We start from the raw sequence: 16,567 nt of genomic DNA, 5'->3' as shown, positions 1-16,567 counted from the left end.
TTAAGACGCTCTACTAACAAACATGACCACGACGACGACGCGCACCAGCCGACGGGGACTGGGTGGCGGTCTGCGAGCCACCTCGAAGGTGCTGCCCGAGCACGCGAGGGCCCACAACCGCTCGCTCGTGCTCCAGCACCTCTTCCACGAGGGCCCCACGTCGCGCGCCGGTCTCGCGCGGGCCACCGGCCTCACGCGCGTCACCATCTCGGACCTGGTCGGCGTGCTGTTGGCCGAGGACCTCGTCGAGGAGCTCGGCACCCAGCCGGGGCGCCGGGTGGGCAAGCCGGCGATCCTCGTCGGGATGCGCACGGACGCCTACCAGATCGTCGCCGTCGACCTCTCCGACGACACCGTGTTGCGCGGTGCCGTCCTGACCCTCACGGGCGAGGCCGTCGTCCGCCAGGAGCTCGAGGTGGGCGACCGCCGCGGCGACGACCTGGTCGATCTGATCGCCCGTTTCGCCCGCCGCCTGGTGGCCGCTGCCACGCGTCCCGTCATCGGGGTGGGCATCGGCTCGCCGGGTGTCGTCGACCACGCCGGGCGCGTCGTCGAGGCACCGAACGTCGAGTGGCGGGACCTGCCGCTCGCGGCCACCCTCACCGACCGGCTCGGGCTGCCGGTGCACGTCGCCAACGACGCGAACTCCGCGGCGCTCGCCGAGTACACCTACGGCGGAGCGGCCGACTCGATGCTGGTCCTCACCGTGGGGCAGGGCGTCGGCGCCGGCGTCATGGTCGACGGCGCGCGCGTGCACGGCTCCGCCGACGCCGCCGGCGAGCTCGGGCACGTCACCGCGGTCGACGACGGCCTGCCCTGCGCCTGCGGGCGCCGGGGGTGCCTGGAGACGGTGCTGTCGGCGCCCGCGCTGCGACGCGCCGTCGAGGGTCTCGACCGCGCGGCGGCGGACGCCGTGCTGGCCGACGTCGGCCGCACGCTGGGCAAGTCGCTCGCACCGGTCGTCGGTGCGCTCAACCTGGGCGAGGTGCTGCTCTCCGGCCCGCCGGAGCTGCTCGCCGGGGCGCTGCGCGCCGCGGCCCACGAGACCCTCGTCGCACGGACCATGCCGGCCACCGCGGCCGGCCTCAACCTGCGCATGGCGTCGCTGGACGACGACGTCGTGCTGGCCGGCGCCGCCGTGCTCGTCCTCGGCGCCCAGCTCGGAGTCTCCTGACATGACTCCTGACACGGCTCTCGACAGCAGTCCCTGACCAGCTCCATCGACCGACCACAGCCGGTGCCACCTGGTACCGGCCCCCGCGTACCCCAATTTGGAAGGAAACCGAAGCAGTGAAGAGAACACGCACCGTCGTCGCTGCGGCGTCGACCATCACGCTCGCCCTCACCCTCGCCGCCTGCGGCACCGACGAGCCGGCCGACACCTCGGACGGCGAGACCACCGACAGCGCCGAGGTGGAGCCCGGTGACATCACCCTCTGGGTCGCCGGCGCCGACACGCCCGAGGAGCTGCGCACCTACCTCGTGGACACGTTCGCCGAGGAGAACCCCGGCTCGACGCTGACCATCGAGGAGCAGGACTGGGGCGACCTGGTCACCAAGCTCACCACGGCGCTGCCCGACGCCGAGAACACCCCGGACGTCGTCGAGATCGGCAACACCCAGTCGCCGACCTTCACCAACGCCGGTGCGTTCCGCGAGATCTCCCCGGAGCTGTACGAGGAGCTCGGCGGCGACAAGCTGCTGCCGTCCTTCGTGGAGGCCGGTTCCGTGGACGACACGATCTACGCGCTGCCGTACTACTTCGGCTCGCGCTACATGTTCTACCGCGCGGACCTCTGGGACGAGGCGGGCGTCGAGATGCCCGAGACGCTGCCGGAGTTCACCGAGGCCGTCACCGAGCTCACCACCGACGACCTGTCCGGGTTCGCGATGGGCGGCCAGGACTGGCGCAACGGCATCTCCTGGGTCTTCGCCAACGACGGCGAGCTGGCGGTCAAGGAGGGCGACCAGTGGGTCTCCACCCTCGCCGACCCGAACACCGTCGCCGGCCTGGAGATGTGGCAGGAGGTCTACGAGGGCGCCTCGAACCTGCCCGCGACCGAGCGTGACGTCGCCTACTGGGACTTCCTGAACGACGCCGAGGACGGCGGGGCCCCCGAGGCCGCGACGATCATGGCGCCGGGCTGGGCCCGCTGGTCCATCGGTGAGCTCGTCGAGAACGACGAGGGCGAGATGGTCCGCGACGGCATGGCCGACGCGGAGAAGTACGACATCTTCGCCCTGCCGGGTCTCGACGGCGGCATCGCCCCCGTCTTCGCCGGTGGCTCCAACGTGGCCGTCTCGGCCCAGTCCCAGCACCCCGAGCTCTCCGAGAACCTGCTGCGGATCATCTACTCGGACGAGTACCAGACGATGCTCGCGGAGAACGGGCTCGGCCCGGCCAACGCGGACTTCAACAGCATCATGGAGACCGACACGTTCGGCGAGGTGACCGTCGCGACGGCCGAGGCCTCCCAGCTCACCCCGGCCGCGCCGGGCTGGGCCGCCGTCGAGGGCGCCTTCGTCTACGAGGAGCTCTTCCAGAAGATCGCCGAGGGCGGTGACGTGGCCGAGCTCGCCGCCGAGTACGACGAGAAGCTCACGCCGATGCTCAACGGCCAGGCCGGCTGACGGTCCTCGTCCGCACGACCGACTGATCACGACGGGCGGGGCGGCGCTGCCGAACGGCTGCCGCCCCGCCCGCCCCATGACCCGGGAAGGAGGACCGCATGACCACGACCACCGGCGACACCGCAGGCACCGACGGCATCGCGATCCGCCGTCGGCGCAGGCCGGCCACCCCTTATCTCCTGCTGATCCCCGCCGTCGCGGCCCTCCTGGTCGGTCTCGGGTACCCCGTGTACTGGCAGGTCGTCACCTCGCTGCAGGAGTACGGCCTGATGCAGCAGTTCGGCGCCCCGCCAGCCTTCGTCGGGCTCGAGAACTTCGCCCGCATCTTCACCGACACCGAGGTGTGGGCGGTCGTGGCGAAGTCGATCGCGTTCTGCCTCGTCAACGCCCTGCTCACCGTCGGCATCGGGCTCGGCCTCGCCGTGCTCATGCGTGGGGTGCACGGCTGGGTGCGCATCACCATGCAGATCACGCTGCTCCTGGCCTGGGCCACCCCGCTCGTGGCCGCCGTCACCGTGTTCCGCTGGCTCTTCGACTACCGCACCGGCGTGGTCAACTGGTTCTTCGTCCAGCTCGGCGCCGAGCAGATGGACTCCTACAACTGGCTGGGCAACGTCTGGACGTTCTTCCTCGTGGCGTCGTTCGTCGTCATCTGGATGTCCGTGCCGTTCGTCGCGATGTCCATCTACGCCGGGCTGACCCAGGTCTCCGAGGAGGTCCTCGAGGCCGCGCGGATCGACGGTGCCAACCCGCGCAAGATCCTCTGGCTCATCATCATGCCGCTCGTCCGTCCGGTCATCGCGATCGTGCTGCTGCTGCAGATCATCTGGGACCTGCGGGTCTTCGCCCAGATCCGCCTCCTGCAGGACGCCGGCGCGCCCATCTCCGAGACCAACCTGCTCGGCAACTACATCTACGAGCTCGGCGTTGGCAGCCAGGACTTCGGCGGCGCCGCCGCCGTCTCCCTGTTCGTGCTGGTGCTCACGGTGGTGCTCGCGGGGCCGTACGTGCGCTATCTCATGAAGGAGGACGCGGCATGAGCGCCGTCCTGACAGCCACCACGCCGGCCGCCCAGGCCGACCGCACGCCGCTGCGTCGTCGTCGGCTCCGGCCGGGCAAGGTCCTGCTCAGCGCGCTGGGCCTCGGCCTCGCGCTGGTCTGGGTCTTCCCCGTCTACTGGATGATGCTCTCGGCCGTCACGCCGGACGCGATCCTCGGCGGCTCGACCCCGCACTTCCTCCCGGCCGACTTCACGTGGACCAACCTGTCCTCGGTGCTGACCGACTCGGGCTTCCTCAACGCCCTCGGCATGAGCCTCATGGTCACGGGTTTGACGATCACCCTGGTGCTCGCCTTCGCGTTCTTCGCCGCGCTGGCCATCAGCCGGTGGCGCTTCCGCGGCCGGACGAGCTTCATCCTGGCCGTGCTGTTCATCCAGATGCTCCCGGCCGAGGGGCTCTTCATCGCGCAGTACCAGATGATGTCGAGCCTCGGGCTGCTCAACAAGGTCATCGGGATCTCCGTGCTCTACGTCGCGATGCTGGTGCCGTTCACCGTGTGGATGCTGCGCGGGTTCGTCGCCGGTGTGCCGATCGAGCTGGAGGAGGCCGCCATGGTGGACGGCCTGTCCCGCCCGAAGGCGTTCCTGCGGATCACCTTCCCGCTGCTCGCCCCCGGCCTCGTCGCCTCCGGCGTGTACGCGTTCCTGCAGGCGTGGAACGAGTTCACGACAGCGCTCGTGATCCTGCCGGCCGAGTCGGCCCAGACCCTGCCGATCTGGCTGCGCAGCTTCCTGTCCGCCTCGGCGAACCGGGGCATCAACTGGGCCGAGGTCATGGCCGCGTCCACCCTCATCGCGGTGCCGGTCATCGTCTTCTTCCTGTTCGTGCAGGGGCGGATGACGTCCGGCCTGGTCTCGGGTGCGGTGAAGGGCTGACGTGAGCGACGCGAGAACGACGGCGCGGACGGCGCTGTCAGGGTTCAGCGTGGGCCTGGACATCGGGGGCACCAAGACCCTGGCGGTGCTCCTCGGCGGCGACGGCGAGGTGCTGGCACAGACCCGGCTCGCCACGGTCCGGGGACCCGTCGGGGTCGTCGACGGCGCGGTCGGCGCTGTGCAGGGCGTCGTCCGCCAGGCGGGCGTGCCGTTCGGCGACGTGACCGGCGTCGGGGTCGGGGTACCGGGCCTGGTGGACTCGGGTGCGGGGACCGTGCGGCACGCCGTCAACGTCGGCGTCGACGGTGCCCCCCTGGAGCTCTCCACCCTCCTGTCCGCACGGCTCGGCGGCATCGGGGTCGAGGTCGAGAACGACCTCAACGTGGCCGCTGTCGGCGCCGCGCACCTCGTCGAGGCCGAGGGTGTCGGGCACGCGCCGACCGACCTCGCCTTCCTGGCGCTCGGCACGGGGCTCGCGGCCGGGATCGTCCTCGACGGCCGCCTGCGGCGTGGCAGCCGCGGTGCCGCCGGGGAGATCGGGCACGTGCCCGTCGACCCGGCCGGACCACCCTGCGCCTGCGGGCAGCGGGGATGCCTGGAGCTGTACGCCTCGGGCTCCGCGGTGACCGCACTGTGGCCCACGACCACGGGGCGGCCCGCGCCGGTCGAGCTGTTCGAAGCCGCCGCCCGCGGTGACCTCGACGCCGTGGCGGCTCGTTCGACGTACGCGCGAGCCGTCGCCGCGGCCGTCCGGATGCTCGTGCTCACCGTCGACGTCCAGCACGTCGTCCTCGGCGGTGGCGTGTCCCAGCTCGGTCAGCCCCTGCTCGACGTCGTCCGCGACGCGCTGGACGACGAGTCGGCGGCGTCGGCGTTCCTGCGCTCGCTGGACCTGCCGGGGCGGGTGCGCCTGGCGCCCGGGCGGGTCGCCGTCGGCGCCGTCGGTGCCGCCGTCGTCGGCCGAGGCGCCGGTGCCCGCTCCCGCGACCTGGCGGGATAGCCGCACCACCACACCGGGCCCTGCGCGGGCGATCCTCGCGCCGACCCACCCGTCATGACGAGAGGAACCTCCACCGTGATCCGACGACGCGCTGCATCCCGAGCCAGGGCCCTCGCGACCACACTTGCCGCAGGCCTCGCCCTCGTCCCCGTGCTGGCCGCGTGCGGGCCCGAGGAGGTCGTCCCGGAGAGCTCGGACGACATCGTCCTGTGGCTCGTCGGCGCCGACACCGGGGAAGACCTGCGCCGGCACCTCGTCGAGACGTTCGAGGCGCGCAACCCGGGTGCGACGCTGACGATCGAGCAGAAGGAGTGGGGCACCCTCGTCGACGATCTGGAGTCCTCGCTCGTCGACCCGGCAGCGACGCCGGACGTCGTCGAGCTGGGCAACACCCAGGCGCCGACGTTCGCCGACGCCGGGGCGTTCCGCGCGATCTCGCCCGCGCTCTACGAGGAGCTCGGCGGGGAGGACCTGCTGCCGTCGTTCGTCGAGGCGGGCTCGGTGGACGGCACCGTCTACGCGCTGCCGTACTACTTCGGCTCGCGCTACGTCTTCTACCGCAAGGACGTCTGGGACGCGGCCGGAGCCGAGGTGCCGCGCACGCTCGAGGAGTTCGGCGAGACGGTCAAGGACCTCCGCGACGGGAACCAGGCCGGCTTCGCCATGGGTGGTCAGGACTGGCGCAACGGCATCTCGTGGGTGTTCGCCCACGGCGGCGAGCTCGCCGTCAAGGAGGGCGAACGCTGGGTCTCGACGCTGTCCGACCCGAACACGATCCGCGGGTTGGAGGAGTGGCAGGACATCTACGAGAGCGCGTCCCAGCTGCCCGCCACGGAGGTGGACGTCGACTACTGGGACTTCATCAACGACGGGCTGGCGACCGGCGAGCCCGCGGCGGCCAGCATGATGGCGCCGTCGTGGGCCCGATGGTCGGTCGGGGACATCGTGCGCGACGACGACGGTGCCGAGGTCCGCGACGGCATGGCCGACACCGACAAGTTCGGGATCTTCGCGCTGCCCGGGGTGGACGGCGGTGTGGCGCCGGTCTTCGCCGGAGGATCCAACATGGCGGTCTCCGCGCTGACCCGCAACGTCGCGCTGTCCGAGGACCTGCTGCGGGTGGTGTACTCGGAGGAGTACCAGACGATGCTCGCCGAGGCCGGGCTCGGGCCGGCGAACACCGAGCTCACCGAGCTGATGACCGGGGACAAGTTCGGACGCACGCTGGTCAAGACGGCCGAGGCGTCGAAGCTGACCCCACCCGCACCGGGCTGGGCCGACATCGAGGCCCGCGGCATCTACGAGGAGCTGTTCAAGGAGATCGCGCGCGGCGGCAGCGTCCCCGCGCTCGCCCAGCAGTACGACGCCCGCATCACCCCGCTCCTCGACGGGACCGTCGAGGAGGAATGAGCCGGCCCCCGTCGTCCGTACGGACCCGATGGGTGGACTGCAAGCCTGACTGGAAGGATGGTTCGATGGAGGTCGTGATCGCTCCGGCGCGGGAGCTGGCGGTGCTGGCTGCTGATGCGGTCGAGGGGGTGCTGGGTTCGCGGGCGGAGCCGGTGCTGGGGTTGGCGACGGGGTCGAGCCCGTTGGCGGTGTATGACGAGCTGGCCCGGCGTCACGACGCGGAAGGGCTGTCGTTCGCCCAGGCGCGAGGATTCATGCTCGACGAGTACGTCGGGCTGGCGGCCGATCACCCCGAGCGCTACCGCAACGTCATCGCCACCGAGATCGCCGATCGCGTGGACTGGCCCGCCGGCCAGGTGAACGGTCCCGACGGTCTCGCCGACGACCTGCCGGCGGCGTGCGCCGCCTACGAGGAGGCGATCGCGGCAGCCGGCGGCGTGGACCTCCAGCTCCTCGGGATCGGGACGGACGGTCACATCGGGTTCAACGAGCCGGGCTCGTCGCTGGCGTCGCGCACCCGGATCAAGACGCTGACCGAGCAGACGCGGGTGGACAACGCTCGGTTCTTCGACGACGACGTGGACCAGGTGCCACGGCACTGCCTGACGCAGGGGTTGGGTACGATCATGGAGGCCCGGCACCTGGTGCTGCTGGCCACGGGGCGGCACAAGGCGCAGGCGGTGCATCAGCTCGTCGAGGGCCCGGTCTCGGCGTTGTGGCCGGCCACGGTGATGCAGTGGCACCCGCACGCCACGGTGCTGGTGGACGAGGCGGCGGCGTCACGCCTGCAGCTGGCGGGGTACTACCGCCAGACGTACGCGTCCAAGCCGTCCTGGCAGGGCCTGTGACACGCCCCGCAGCGGTCCTGCTGCCGTCGGCCGCGCCGTCGGTGTCGGTGGCCGGCACGTAGGATGGAGCCATGAGCGAGCCCCTCTCCACCCCACCCGCGGATCCTGCCCAGGAGACCGGATCGGGCACCAGCGTGCTGGAACGGCCGGACACCCGTGAGCAGGCCGCGGAGCCGGGCGATCACGAGCGGTTTGCGCACTATGTGCGCAAGGAGAAGATCATGGCCTCGGCGATGTCGGGCAAGCCCGTGATCGCCCTCTGCGGCAAGGTGTGGGTCCCCGGCCGCGACCCGTCGAAGTTCCCCGTGTGCCCCGTCTGCAAGGAGATCTACGACGGTCTGCGCGAACCGCAGGACGGTGGCAAGGACGGCGACGGCGACTCCGACACGTGAGTGCGTCGCTCCCTGAGCCCGAGTCCGTCGACCTCTTCGAAGCCGCCTTCGAGCCGCAGGAACCTGCCAAGCCACTGCCGCAGTCACCGTCGGTCTCCGCCGCCTCCCACCTCAGCCCGGCCTACCCGCGCCGGGCGCCGTGGGGGACCGCGTCCAACCTGCGTGCCTGGCAGGCCGAGGCGCTCGAGCTGTACCACGAGCGCTCGCCGCGGGACTTCCTCGCCGTCGCGACGCCCGGCGCCGGCAAGACGACGTTCGCGCTGCGGGTCGCCACCGAGCTGCTGGAGGCGGGTGTCGTCCGCCGTGTGACGATCGTCGCGCCCACGGAGCATCTCAAGCACCAGTGGGCGGACGCCGCGGCCCGGGTCGGCATCCGGATCGACCCGTCGTTCAAGAACTCGCAGGGTCGGCACGGCTCCCACTACGACGGCGTCGCGCTCACCTACGCCCAGGTGGCGGCCAAGCCGGCGCTGCACCGCGCCCGCACGCAGGCGGCCCGCACGCTGGTCATCCTCGACGAGGTGCACCACGGCGGCGACGCGCTGAGCTGGGGTGACGCCGTCCGCGACGCGTTCGAGGACGCCACGCGCCGTCTGGCCCTGACCGGGACCCCGTTCCGCAGCGACACGGCCTCCATCCCGTTCGTGACCTACGAGGCGGACCACGAGGGCATCCGGCGTTCCAAGGCCGACTACACCTACGGCTACGGCGAGGCCCTGCGCGACCACGTCGTGCGGCCCGTGCTCTTCATGACGTACTCGGGCGAGATGCGGTGGCGCACCCGGGCCGGCGACGAGGTCTCGGCGCGTCTCGGCGAGGCCATGACCAAGGACATGCACGCGCAGGCGTGGCGCACGGCCCTCGACCCGAACGGCGAGTGGATCCCGTCCGTGCTCGCCGCGGCGGACAAGCGCCTGACGGAGGTCCGCCGCGCCGTGCCGGACGCCGGCGGGCTGGTCATCGCCTCCGACCAGACCGACGCCCGCGCCTACGCCGGGCACCTGGCCCGCGTCACCGGGCAGAGCCCCACCGTGGTGCTGAGCGACGACGACGGCGCGAGCGCCCGCATCGACGAGTTCGCGGCGGGCTCGCAGCGCTGGATGGTGGCCGTCCGTATGGTCTCCGAGGGCGTCGACGTGCCGCGGCTCGCCGTCGGGGTCTATGCCACCAGCACGTCCACGCCGCTGTTCTTCGCCCAGGCGGTCGGCAGGTTCGTCCGTGCCCGCAAGCGCGGTGAGACGGCCTCCATCTTCGTGCCCAGCGTGCCGCTGCTGCTCGAGCTCGCGAACGGCATGGAGATCGAGCGGGACCACGCGCTCGACCGGCCCCAGACGGCCGAGGAGCAGGGGATCGAGTACGACCCCGAGGCGGCGCTGCTCGCCGCGGCGAACAAGGAGGAGAAGGCCTCCGGGGAGCTCACCGGATCCTTCGAGGCGCTCGAGGCCCAGGCGTCCTTCGACCGCGTGCTGTTCGACGGCGGTGAGTTCGGCACCGGGGGCGACATCGGCTCGGCGGCCGAGCAGGACTTCCTGGGCATCCCCGGGCTGCTCGACGCGGACCAGGTCACCACGCTCCTGCGGCAGCGCCAGGCCGCCCAGGCGAGCGGTCGGTCCGGGGCCGGGGCGACGGCGTCGGAGGCCGCGCTCGAGCAGTCCGAGCAGGAGCACCGCCGGGCCGCCGCCCTGCGCAAGGAGCTGTCCAAGCTGGTCTCCGCCTGGGCGCGCAAGTCCAGCCGCCCGCACGGCTCGGTGCACACGGAGCTCCGCCGGCGGTGCGGGGGACCGGAGGTGCCGCTCGCCACGGCCGACCAGCTCGCCGAGCGGGTGGAGATGGTGCGCGGCTGGTTCGTCGGCAAGAAGTAGGCCGCCCGTCGCGAACCGCGCTGCTGGGTGCGCGGCGGGCACCATGCCGCTCAGTCGAGGACGGCCACCGCCAGCGGCGCGTCCTGACCGTCCCAGCATGCGACCAGTGTCGCGACCTCGGGCTCCGGCGCGTGCGGCAGCCGGACGGTCCGGACGGTGGCGTCGTCGGCCGGGTCGCCTGCCAGGCGCTGGGCCTGGATCGTGGGGGTTCGAGCAGCGACCGTCCAGTCAGTGTGGTGCACCGTCTCCGCGGCCTGCGCCGGGCCCGTACGGATCGCCTGCCGCACGGCCGTCAGGTAGACGGGGTCCGCGGTGGCGTCGTAGACCCAGCGGGTGCCGAGGACGGAGTGCTCCGCCGTGCCCACCAGCGCGTGGGCGAGCTCGGGTGCTGCGGTGCCGCGGTAGGTGCACGGGACGTGGACGACGCTGCCGTCCTCCGCGCGCACGAGCAGCAGCTCGACACCCACCTCCCCGGTAGGGTCGTCGAGCCGGAACCCGCCGATCGTCTGAACCTCTCCTCCGGGGTACCACGGCCGGTCGGGCAGCCAGCCCGCGAGGATCTCGCGCTTGCTCGGCACGATGGTTGCCTGGTGGAGGATCGCCATGGCCAGCCACCCTATGCCGCCGCCCTATGCCGCCGCCCGGCGCGCCGAGGTGGGCAGCGCCGCCCGGGAAGGCTCCCGCACACGAGATCCTGTCTCAGGTTGAACGTTAAACGTTTCGGTTCCGCCGTTCGGGGCGGCCGTCGGGGCAGGATGTTAGCGATCACATCACGGGCCACGACGACGTGGCCCCGAACCAGGAGGAGTGAAGGATGAAGAGGTCCAGAGCCCGCCTCGCACTGGGAATGGCCGCCGCGCTGGTGCTGGCCCCGATGCTCGCGGCACAGACCGAGGCGCCCGCCGTCGCCGACGACGGTGTCAACCTGGTGAGCAACGGAGACATGGAGGACGGCACGAACGGCTGGACGGCGTTCGGTGACGGTGCGGTGGAGCCCGGCTGGTACCCCGTCCACGACGGCAGCATGGCGCTGCGGTCCATCGGCCGGGGCGCCTCCTGGAACGGTCCGGCCCAGGACGTGACCGCCGCGCTGTCGAACGGAGCGACCTACTCCACGAGCGTCTGGATGCGGACAGAGACCGGGACCCCCGACGGCAAGGTCACGTTGAGCGTCACGGCGGGCGGCACGACCGACTACGTCACGCTCGCCCAGGGCGGCGTCAGCCCGGGAAGCTGGACGGAGCTCACCGGCGAGGCCACCGTGTCCTGGTCAGGATCGCTCGAGTCGGCGACCCTGTACGTCGAGACGACCAGCGGCACCGACGACTTCCGCATCGACGACGTCCGCGTGGCCGGGGGGACGGGCGGGGGCTCCGCCTGCGAGCTGCCGTCGTCGTACGAATGGTCCTCCACGGGTCCGCTCGCGCAGCCGGGCCCGGGGTGGGCGTCGCTCAAGGACTTCACCACCGCCCCCTACGACGGCGGGCACCTCGTCTACGCCACCACCCACGACTTCGGTGACTCGTGGGGCTCGATGAACTTCGACGTCTTCGGGGACTGGTCCCAGATGGGCTCCGCCGCTCAGCACGGCATGAAGTCGCCGACGGTGGCGCCGTCGCTGTTCTACTTCGAGCCCGAGGACACGTGGGTGCTCGCCTACCAGTGGGGAGCCTGGCCGTTCATCTACCGCACGTCGGACGACCCCACGGACGCGAACGGCTGGTCGCAGCCGAGCCCGCTGTTCACCGGGTCCATCCAGAACTCCGGCACCGGTCCGATCGACCAGGCGCTGATCGCCGACGAGACCCACATGTACCTGTTCTTCGCCGGCGACAACGGCAACATCTACCGGTCCCGGATGCCGATCGGCGACTTCCCGGGCAACTTCGGGTCGTCGTACGACGTCATCATGAGCGACACCACGAACAACCTGTTCGAGGCCGTCCAGGTGTACACCGTCGACGGCAGCGACCAGTACCTCATGATCGTCGAGGCGATCGGCGCGAACGGCCGCTACTTCCGTTCGTTCACCGCCGACAGCCTCGACGGGCAGTGGACGCCGCAGGCCGCCACGGAGGCCGACCCGTTCGCCGGACGCGCCAACAGCGGCGCCACCTGGACGGACGACATCAGCCACGGTGAGCTCATCCGCAGCAGCGCCGACCAGACGATGACGGTCGACCCGTGCAACCTGCAGCTGTTGTACCAGGGTCGCCACCCCGGCTCCGACGGGGTGGACTACGGCCTGCTCCCGTACCGACCGGGACTGCTGACGTTGCGGGACTGACCTCCGGCACGGTGGGCGCGGGCGGCTCCGGCCGCCCGCGCCCGTCAGAGCGTCAGCTCGACGGTCGGGATCGCCGCGTCACCGTGGGACAGCCGCCGGGCACCGCGCGGCAGCTCCGCGCGCGACGTGCGGTGCTGCGTGGCGGCGTTCGCCACGCCGTAGGCACCGACCCAGCGGGAGTCCACCGCGCCGTCGGTCACGAGCGGCACGTGCAGGCGACGCAACCGCCCGCCGTCGTCGCCGTCGGAGCCGTCCGGCTCCCAGGCGACGACGTCCTCGTCGGGCCCGGTGACGAGCACCTCCTCGAGGGCGCGCCCCTGGTCGTCCAGGCGCCGAGCGGGAGCCTTGCGCCCACCGCGGCTGGACTTGCGGCTCGAGGCCTTCTCGACCGGGTGCATGACGCCGGTCGAGTCGGTCCGTGCGACCAGCTTGTAGACCATCCCGCACGTCGGCGCGCCCGAGCCGGTCACCAGGGAGGTCCCGACGCCGTAGACGTCCACCGGCGCGGCGGCCAGACCGGCGATCGCGTGCTCGTCGAGGTCGGAGGTGACCACGATCTTCGTCTCCGTGGCGCCCAGCGCGTCGAGCTGCTCGCGCACCTCCACGGCGAGCGCCCCGAGGTCGCCGGAGTCGAGCCGCACGGCTCCCAACCCGGGGCCGGCGGCCTCGACGGCACGCTCGACGCCGCGGGCGACGTCGTAGGTGTCGACCAGCAGGGTCGTGCCGGGCCCGAACGCCTCGACCTGGGAGGCGAAGGCCGCGCGTTCGTCGTCGTGCAGCAGGGTGAAGGCGTGCGCGGCCGTGCCGATCGTGTCCAGGCCGTAGCGGAAGCCCGCCTCGAGGTTGCTCGTCCCGGTGAAGCCGGCGACGACGGCGGCCCGGGCGGCGGCGACGCCGGCCTGCTCGTGGGTGCGGCGCGAACCCATCTCGAGGACGGGCCGGTCGACGGCGGCGCTCGTCATGCGGGACGCCGCCGAGGCGATCGCGGAGTCGTGGTTGAGGATCGCGAGCACGAGCGTCTCGAGCAGCACGGCCTCGGCGAAGGTGCCCTCGACCTGCAGCACGGGGGAGCCCGGGAAGAACGTCTCGCCCTCGGCGTAGCCGGTGATGGTCCCGGTGAACCGGTAGCTGCGCAGGAAGTCGAGCGTGCGCTCGTCGACGACACCCGCCTGCTCGAGGTAGGAGAGCTCGGTGTCGCCGAACCGGAAGGCGGGCAGCGCCTCGAGCACCCGGCCCGTGCCGGCGACGACGCCGTACCGGCGCCCCGCGGGCAGCCGGCGGGTGAAGACCTCGAACACGCAGTGCCGGTGCGCGGTCCCGTCGGCGAGCGCCGCCTGCAGCATCGTCAGCTCGTACCGGTCCGTCAGCAGCGAGAGCGACGGTCGCAGCGTCGGCAACGGCGCGGCCGGCAGCGACAGCGGGGAGACGAGGGACTCGGGCGACGAGGCCCCGTCGCCCCGGTACGCGTCGTTCATTCCCCTACCGTAGGGCTCGGCAGGCCCGGGAGCAGCATCAGCGGCGCGTGTCCCCCTACCCTGGTGCTGTGGTGACGACGATCTCGGCGACGCAGGAGGACACCCGCACCGAGGAGGTGTCCCGGCTGGCCGACCCCTGGGTGACGATCGTCTGGAACGACCCGGTCAACCTCATGAGCTACGTCGCCTACGTGTTCGAGAGCTACTTCGGCTACCCGCAGGCCAAGGCGCAGAAGCTCATGATGCAGGTGCACCACGAAGGGCGGGCCGTCGTCTCGACAGGCCCCCGCGAACGGATGGAGGTCGACGTGCAGGCGATGCACGGCTTCGGGCTGTGGGCCACGATGCAGCAGTCCGGGGCCCCGGGCACGAGCGGTCTGTCGGGTGCGGGGGAGGACGCGTGACGCCGTTCCGTGCCACGCCCGCAGGGTTCGTCGCGCACTGGGAGCCGGTCGAGCGCGAGGTGCTGGCACGGGTCGCCCGCGACGTCGCGGGCCTGCTGAGCGCCGACGCCGGCCTGCCGGACGAGGTGACGGACGAGGCGGTGGCGTTCACCGGCGTGGCCCGGGTCCCGCGTGACCCCGCCGTGCAGCGGTTGCTGCCGGACGCCCACCGCGAGGACGCCGACGTGGCCGCCGAGTTCCGGCACCTGACGCAGACCGACCTCGCGGCGGGGAAGCTGACGCGGCTGCACCACTTCGCCGACACGGTCGAGGGTGACGGCGAGGTGCTGGTCACGCGCGAGGCGGCGCAGGACTTCGCCGGGGCCCTCACGGACGTGCGCCTGGTGCTCGGGGAGCGTCTCGGCCTCGACGACGACGCCGACGTCGAGCACCTGCACCACGAGGTGCTCACGGGGCTGGGCGTCGTCGAGGACGGCGGCACCGGGTCGCGGGGCGCCGACCCGGAGGCCATGGACGCCGCCGGGCTGGACGCCGAGCAGCGGTCCTACTGGGGCGGAGTGTTCGTCGCCGCGGGGTTCGCCCAGGAGTCCCTCATGGACGAGATGCTCGCCGAGCTGCGCGCCGGCCGCGCCGGCGGCTGAGCCCTCACGACCGGTCGGCGGGCGAGCGAGCGCTGCCCGGTCCTGCCTGCGTGCCGAGCTCCGCCATGATGGCCTCGGCCACGGCGAGGTCGCGGCCGATCGCCGACGACGGGCGTCCGCCGTGACCGGACGTGCCGATGCCCTGACCCTCGGTCGCGGTACCCGCTGCGTCGCGGATGGCCACGACGCCCTCGACCCGGAGCAACGGGATGCGGAACAGGCGTGCCAGCAGGCGGATCTCGATGAGCATGGTCACCTCACGGCGTGCCGAGCCTGATGTCCTGGTACGGATCGGGCTCCGCCGCCGACGACGGACCGGCCCCAGAGTGCGGTGCGGCGGCAACGCCGTAGCGGTGGCGGAGCGTCTCGACGAGAGCCTTGGCCCCGGCCTCGATGCGGGCGTACTGCTCCCGGCCCGCCCGGGTTCCGGCGACGTAGCCCAGACCGAAGAAGACCGCGCGGCCGAGCGTCCTACGCCTGATCATCCTGGCCCTCCTCTCCCTGCCGCTGCCGGATCGCCGAGACGACCGCGCTGAGTGCCGTCACCCCGGCGACCGCGCCGAGCGAGATCAGGCCGGAGCGCGTGGCGCCGGCACGAGAACGCCTCCTGCCAGGAAGCGCGGCCCGGGCGCGGTCGACGAGCGACTTCTTCCGGAACGGCATGATCATGATGCCCTCGCCTTCCGACCGCGCCGGGGTGCGCGATCACGGATCGCCGCGACGACGTCCTGCTTGCGCAGGGAGCGCTTCAGATCGAGGCCCATCTCGGTCGCCAGGGCGAGCAGTTGGTCCTTGGTCATGTCGTCGAGGTCCAGCGGGTCGACGTCGGCGTCGGCGCCCAGCCCTCGGCCCTGCGACGCCACCGCCTCCTTCCGGCCCTCGACCGACTCGACACGCCGTCGGGCGGCCCGTGCCTCCTCCTCGGCCTCGCCGGCCATGCGCTCGGCCCGCGCGCTGGCCTCGTCGGCTGCCTGCCGGGCGGCGGCAGCCGCCTCCTCGGCCAGCTCGCGGGCATGGCCGAGCTGTTCGCGGGCACGCTCGATCGCGTGCTCGGCGCGCGCCTGGGCCTTCTCGGCCCGGTCCTCGGCCTGCTCCAGCCGTCGGGTCACCTCGGACTGCGTCTCGGCCAGCCGCTGGGCGGTGACCTGCTCGGCCTTGGCCCGCTTCGCCGCGACGTAAGAGTCGGCCTCGTGCCGTGCGTCGGCGGCGACCCGGGCGACCTCGCGATCCGCCTCCTGACGGGACTCGGCGACCAGGCGGTCGCCCTCCGCCTTCGTGGCCGCAGCCGCCTCCGACTGCTCCTTGGCCTTCTGCGCCTCCTCGTGAGCGAGCGCCTCGAGCTCGTGGGCCCGTTCCATCGCGGCGTCCACGCGAGCCAGCCGGCTGTCCGCACCGTCGACGAACGGGTTGGCGTCCGCGACGGTCGACGCGGCCCGTCGACCAGCGGCCCGGACGGTGTCGCCGGCAGACTCCGCCGGGTTCTTCACCGCGGTGTCGAGCGCCCACACGACGTTGCGCGGAAGGTCGGTCAACCCACGTCGAGCCTGCCGCCCGACCCACCGCAGGGGATTCGTCCTCGTCATCGATCACTCCTCACCTCTTCGGGTGGTCACGAGCGGAACGACCCCCGAGTGCCCCCTGCCTTCTCAGAGAACGGAGCATCGGCCGAGCACGCAACCTC

General features: G+C 72.2%; 18 protein-coding genes. 12 read left to right on the top strand and 6 right to left on the bottom strand.

Features of this window, described 5'->3' with window-relative positions; all coding sequences use genetic code 11:
* Positions 1 to 22: 22 nt before the first annotated feature.
* The 9 genes from AC3RJ8_RS11790 to AC3RJ8_RS11750 all read left to right on the top strand — a co-directional run bounded on the left by AC3RJ8_RS11790 (position 23) and on the right by AC3RJ8_RS11750 (position 10,079).
* Positions 23 to 1,174, top strand: coding sequence for an ROK family transcriptional regulator (locus AC3RJ8_RS11790; protein WP_407318521.1), 1,152 nt, complete (start codon positions 23 to 25; stop codon positions 1,172 to 1,174).
* 116 nt (positions 1,175 to 1,290) lie between these two features.
* Complete coding sequence (locus AC3RJ8_RS11785; RefSeq protein ID WP_489712805.1) at positions 1,291 to 2,631, top strand: extracellular solute-binding protein; 1,341 nt, start codon at positions 1,291 to 1,293, stop codon at positions 2,629 to 2,631.
* 98 nt (positions 2,632 to 2,729) lie between these two features.
* Positions 2,730 to 3,671, top strand: a complete 942-nt coding sequence (locus AC3RJ8_RS11780) for a carbohydrate ABC transporter permease (protein ID WP_489712804.1) — start codon at positions 2,730 to 2,732, stop codon at positions 3,669 to 3,671.
* Complete coding sequence (locus AC3RJ8_RS11775) at positions 3,668 to 4,567, top strand: carbohydrate ABC transporter permease (RefSeq protein ID WP_489712803.1); 900 nt, start codon at positions 3,668 to 3,670, stop codon at positions 4,565 to 4,567. Before AC3RJ8_RS11780 ends, AC3RJ8_RS11775 begins: the two co-directional genes overlap by 4 nt.
* A 1-nt stretch (position 4,568) precedes the next feature.
* Positions 4,569 to 5,567: an ROK family protein gene (locus AC3RJ8_RS11770; protein WP_489712802.1), complete on the top strand. Its 999-nt coding sequence runs from the start codon at positions 4,569 to 4,571 to the stop codon at positions 5,565 to 5,567.
* 54 nt (positions 5,568 to 5,621) lie between these two features.
* Positions 5,622 to 6,977, top strand: coding sequence for an extracellular solute-binding protein (locus tag AC3RJ8_RS11765; RefSeq protein WP_489712801.1), 1,356 nt, complete (start codon positions 5,622 to 5,624; stop codon positions 6,975 to 6,977).
* A gap of 65 nt (positions 6,978 to 7,042) precedes the next feature.
* A complete protein-coding gene (gene nagB, locus AC3RJ8_RS11760) occupies positions 7,043 to 7,825 on the top strand; it encodes a glucosamine-6-phosphate deaminase (RefSeq protein ID WP_489712800.1) in 783 nt (260 codons plus the stop codon).
* 71 nt (positions 7,826 to 7,896) lie between these two features.
* Positions 7,897 to 8,217, top strand: a complete 321-nt coding sequence (locus AC3RJ8_RS11755; protein WP_489712799.1) for a DUF3039 domain-containing protein — start codon at positions 7,897 to 7,899, stop codon at positions 8,215 to 8,217.
* Between the two features lie 74 nt (positions 8,218 to 8,291).
* Positions 8,292 to 10,079, top strand: a complete 1,788-nt coding sequence (locus tag AC3RJ8_RS11750; RefSeq protein WP_489715629.1) for a DEAD/DEAH box helicase — start codon at positions 8,292 to 8,294, stop codon at positions 10,077 to 10,079.
* A gap of 50 nt (positions 10,080 to 10,129) precedes the next feature.
* On the opposite strand, the gene AC3RJ8_RS11745 is transcribed toward AC3RJ8_RS11750, so the two are convergent.
* Entirely contained in the window at positions 10,130 to 10,684 is a 555-nt protein-coding gene (locus AC3RJ8_RS11745) for a maltokinase N-terminal cap-like domain-containing protein (protein WP_489712798.1), read from the bottom strand.
* 209 nt (positions 10,685 to 10,893) lie between these two features.
* Between AC3RJ8_RS11745 and AC3RJ8_RS11740 the strand changes: the two genes are divergently transcribed.
* A complete protein-coding gene (locus tag AC3RJ8_RS11740) occupies positions 10,894 to 12,366 on the top strand; it encodes a non-reducing end alpha-L-arabinofuranosidase family hydrolase (RefSeq protein ID WP_489712797.1) in 1,473 nt (490 codons plus the stop codon).
* 44 nt (positions 12,367 to 12,410) lie between these two features.
* Here the strand turns inward: AC3RJ8_RS11740 and AC3RJ8_RS11735 are convergent, their stop codons facing one another.
* On the bottom strand, positions 12,411 to 13,841 hold the full coding sequence (locus AC3RJ8_RS11735) for a nicotinate phosphoribosyltransferase (protein ID WP_489712796.1): 1,431 nt from the start codon (positions 13,839 to 13,841) through the stop codon (positions 12,411 to 12,413).
* Positions 13,842 to 13,909: 68 nt separating this feature from the next.
* On the opposite strand from AC3RJ8_RS11735, the gene clpS reads away from it, so the two are divergent.
* Positions 13,910 to 14,245, top strand: coding sequence for an ATP-dependent Clp protease adapter ClpS (gene clpS, locus AC3RJ8_RS11730; protein WP_489712795.1), 336 nt, complete (start codon positions 13,910 to 13,912; stop codon positions 14,243 to 14,245).
* On the top strand, positions 14,242 to 14,886 hold the full coding sequence (locus tag AC3RJ8_RS11725) for a DUF2017 family protein (RefSeq protein ID WP_489712794.1): 645 nt from the start codon (positions 14,242 to 14,244) through the stop codon (positions 14,884 to 14,886). The genes clpS and AC3RJ8_RS11725 overlap by 4 nt, the downstream gene beginning before the upstream one ends.
* Before the next feature lie 4 nt (positions 14,887 to 14,890).
* Here AC3RJ8_RS11725 and AC3RJ8_RS11720 read toward each other — a convergent pair whose 3' ends face one another.
* Genes AC3RJ8_RS11720 through AC3RJ8_RS11705 form a run of 4 tightly spaced genes read right to left on the bottom strand, consistent with a single transcriptional unit; the run spans position 14,891 to position 16,469 of the window.
* Complete coding sequence (locus AC3RJ8_RS11720) at positions 14,891 to 15,136, bottom strand: hypothetical protein (RefSeq protein ID WP_489712793.1); 246 nt, start codon at positions 15,134 to 15,136, stop codon at positions 14,891 to 14,893.
* 7 nt (positions 15,137 to 15,143) lie between these two features.
* Complete coding sequence (locus tag AC3RJ8_RS11715) at positions 15,144 to 15,371, bottom strand: hypothetical protein (protein ID WP_489712792.1); 228 nt, start codon at positions 15,369 to 15,371, stop codon at positions 15,144 to 15,146.
* Positions 15,358 to 15,555, bottom strand: coding sequence for a hypothetical protein (locus AC3RJ8_RS11710; RefSeq protein WP_489712791.1), 198 nt, complete (start codon positions 15,553 to 15,555; stop codon positions 15,358 to 15,360). Before AC3RJ8_RS11710 ends, AC3RJ8_RS11715 begins: the two co-directional genes overlap by 14 nt.
* Complete coding sequence (locus tag AC3RJ8_RS11705) at positions 15,552 to 16,469, bottom strand: Rho termination factor N-terminal domain-containing protein (protein WP_489712790.1); 918 nt, start codon at positions 16,467 to 16,469, stop codon at positions 15,552 to 15,554. Before AC3RJ8_RS11705 ends, AC3RJ8_RS11710 begins: the two co-directional genes overlap by 4 nt.
* Positions 16,470 to 16,567: the final 98 nt, after the last annotated feature.

The organism is Isoptericola sp. MSGPD8_1_ISO-PGPR-S23-394 (assembly GCF_058072785.1).
This window is presented reverse-complemented; position numbering and strand designations above follow the sequence as displayed.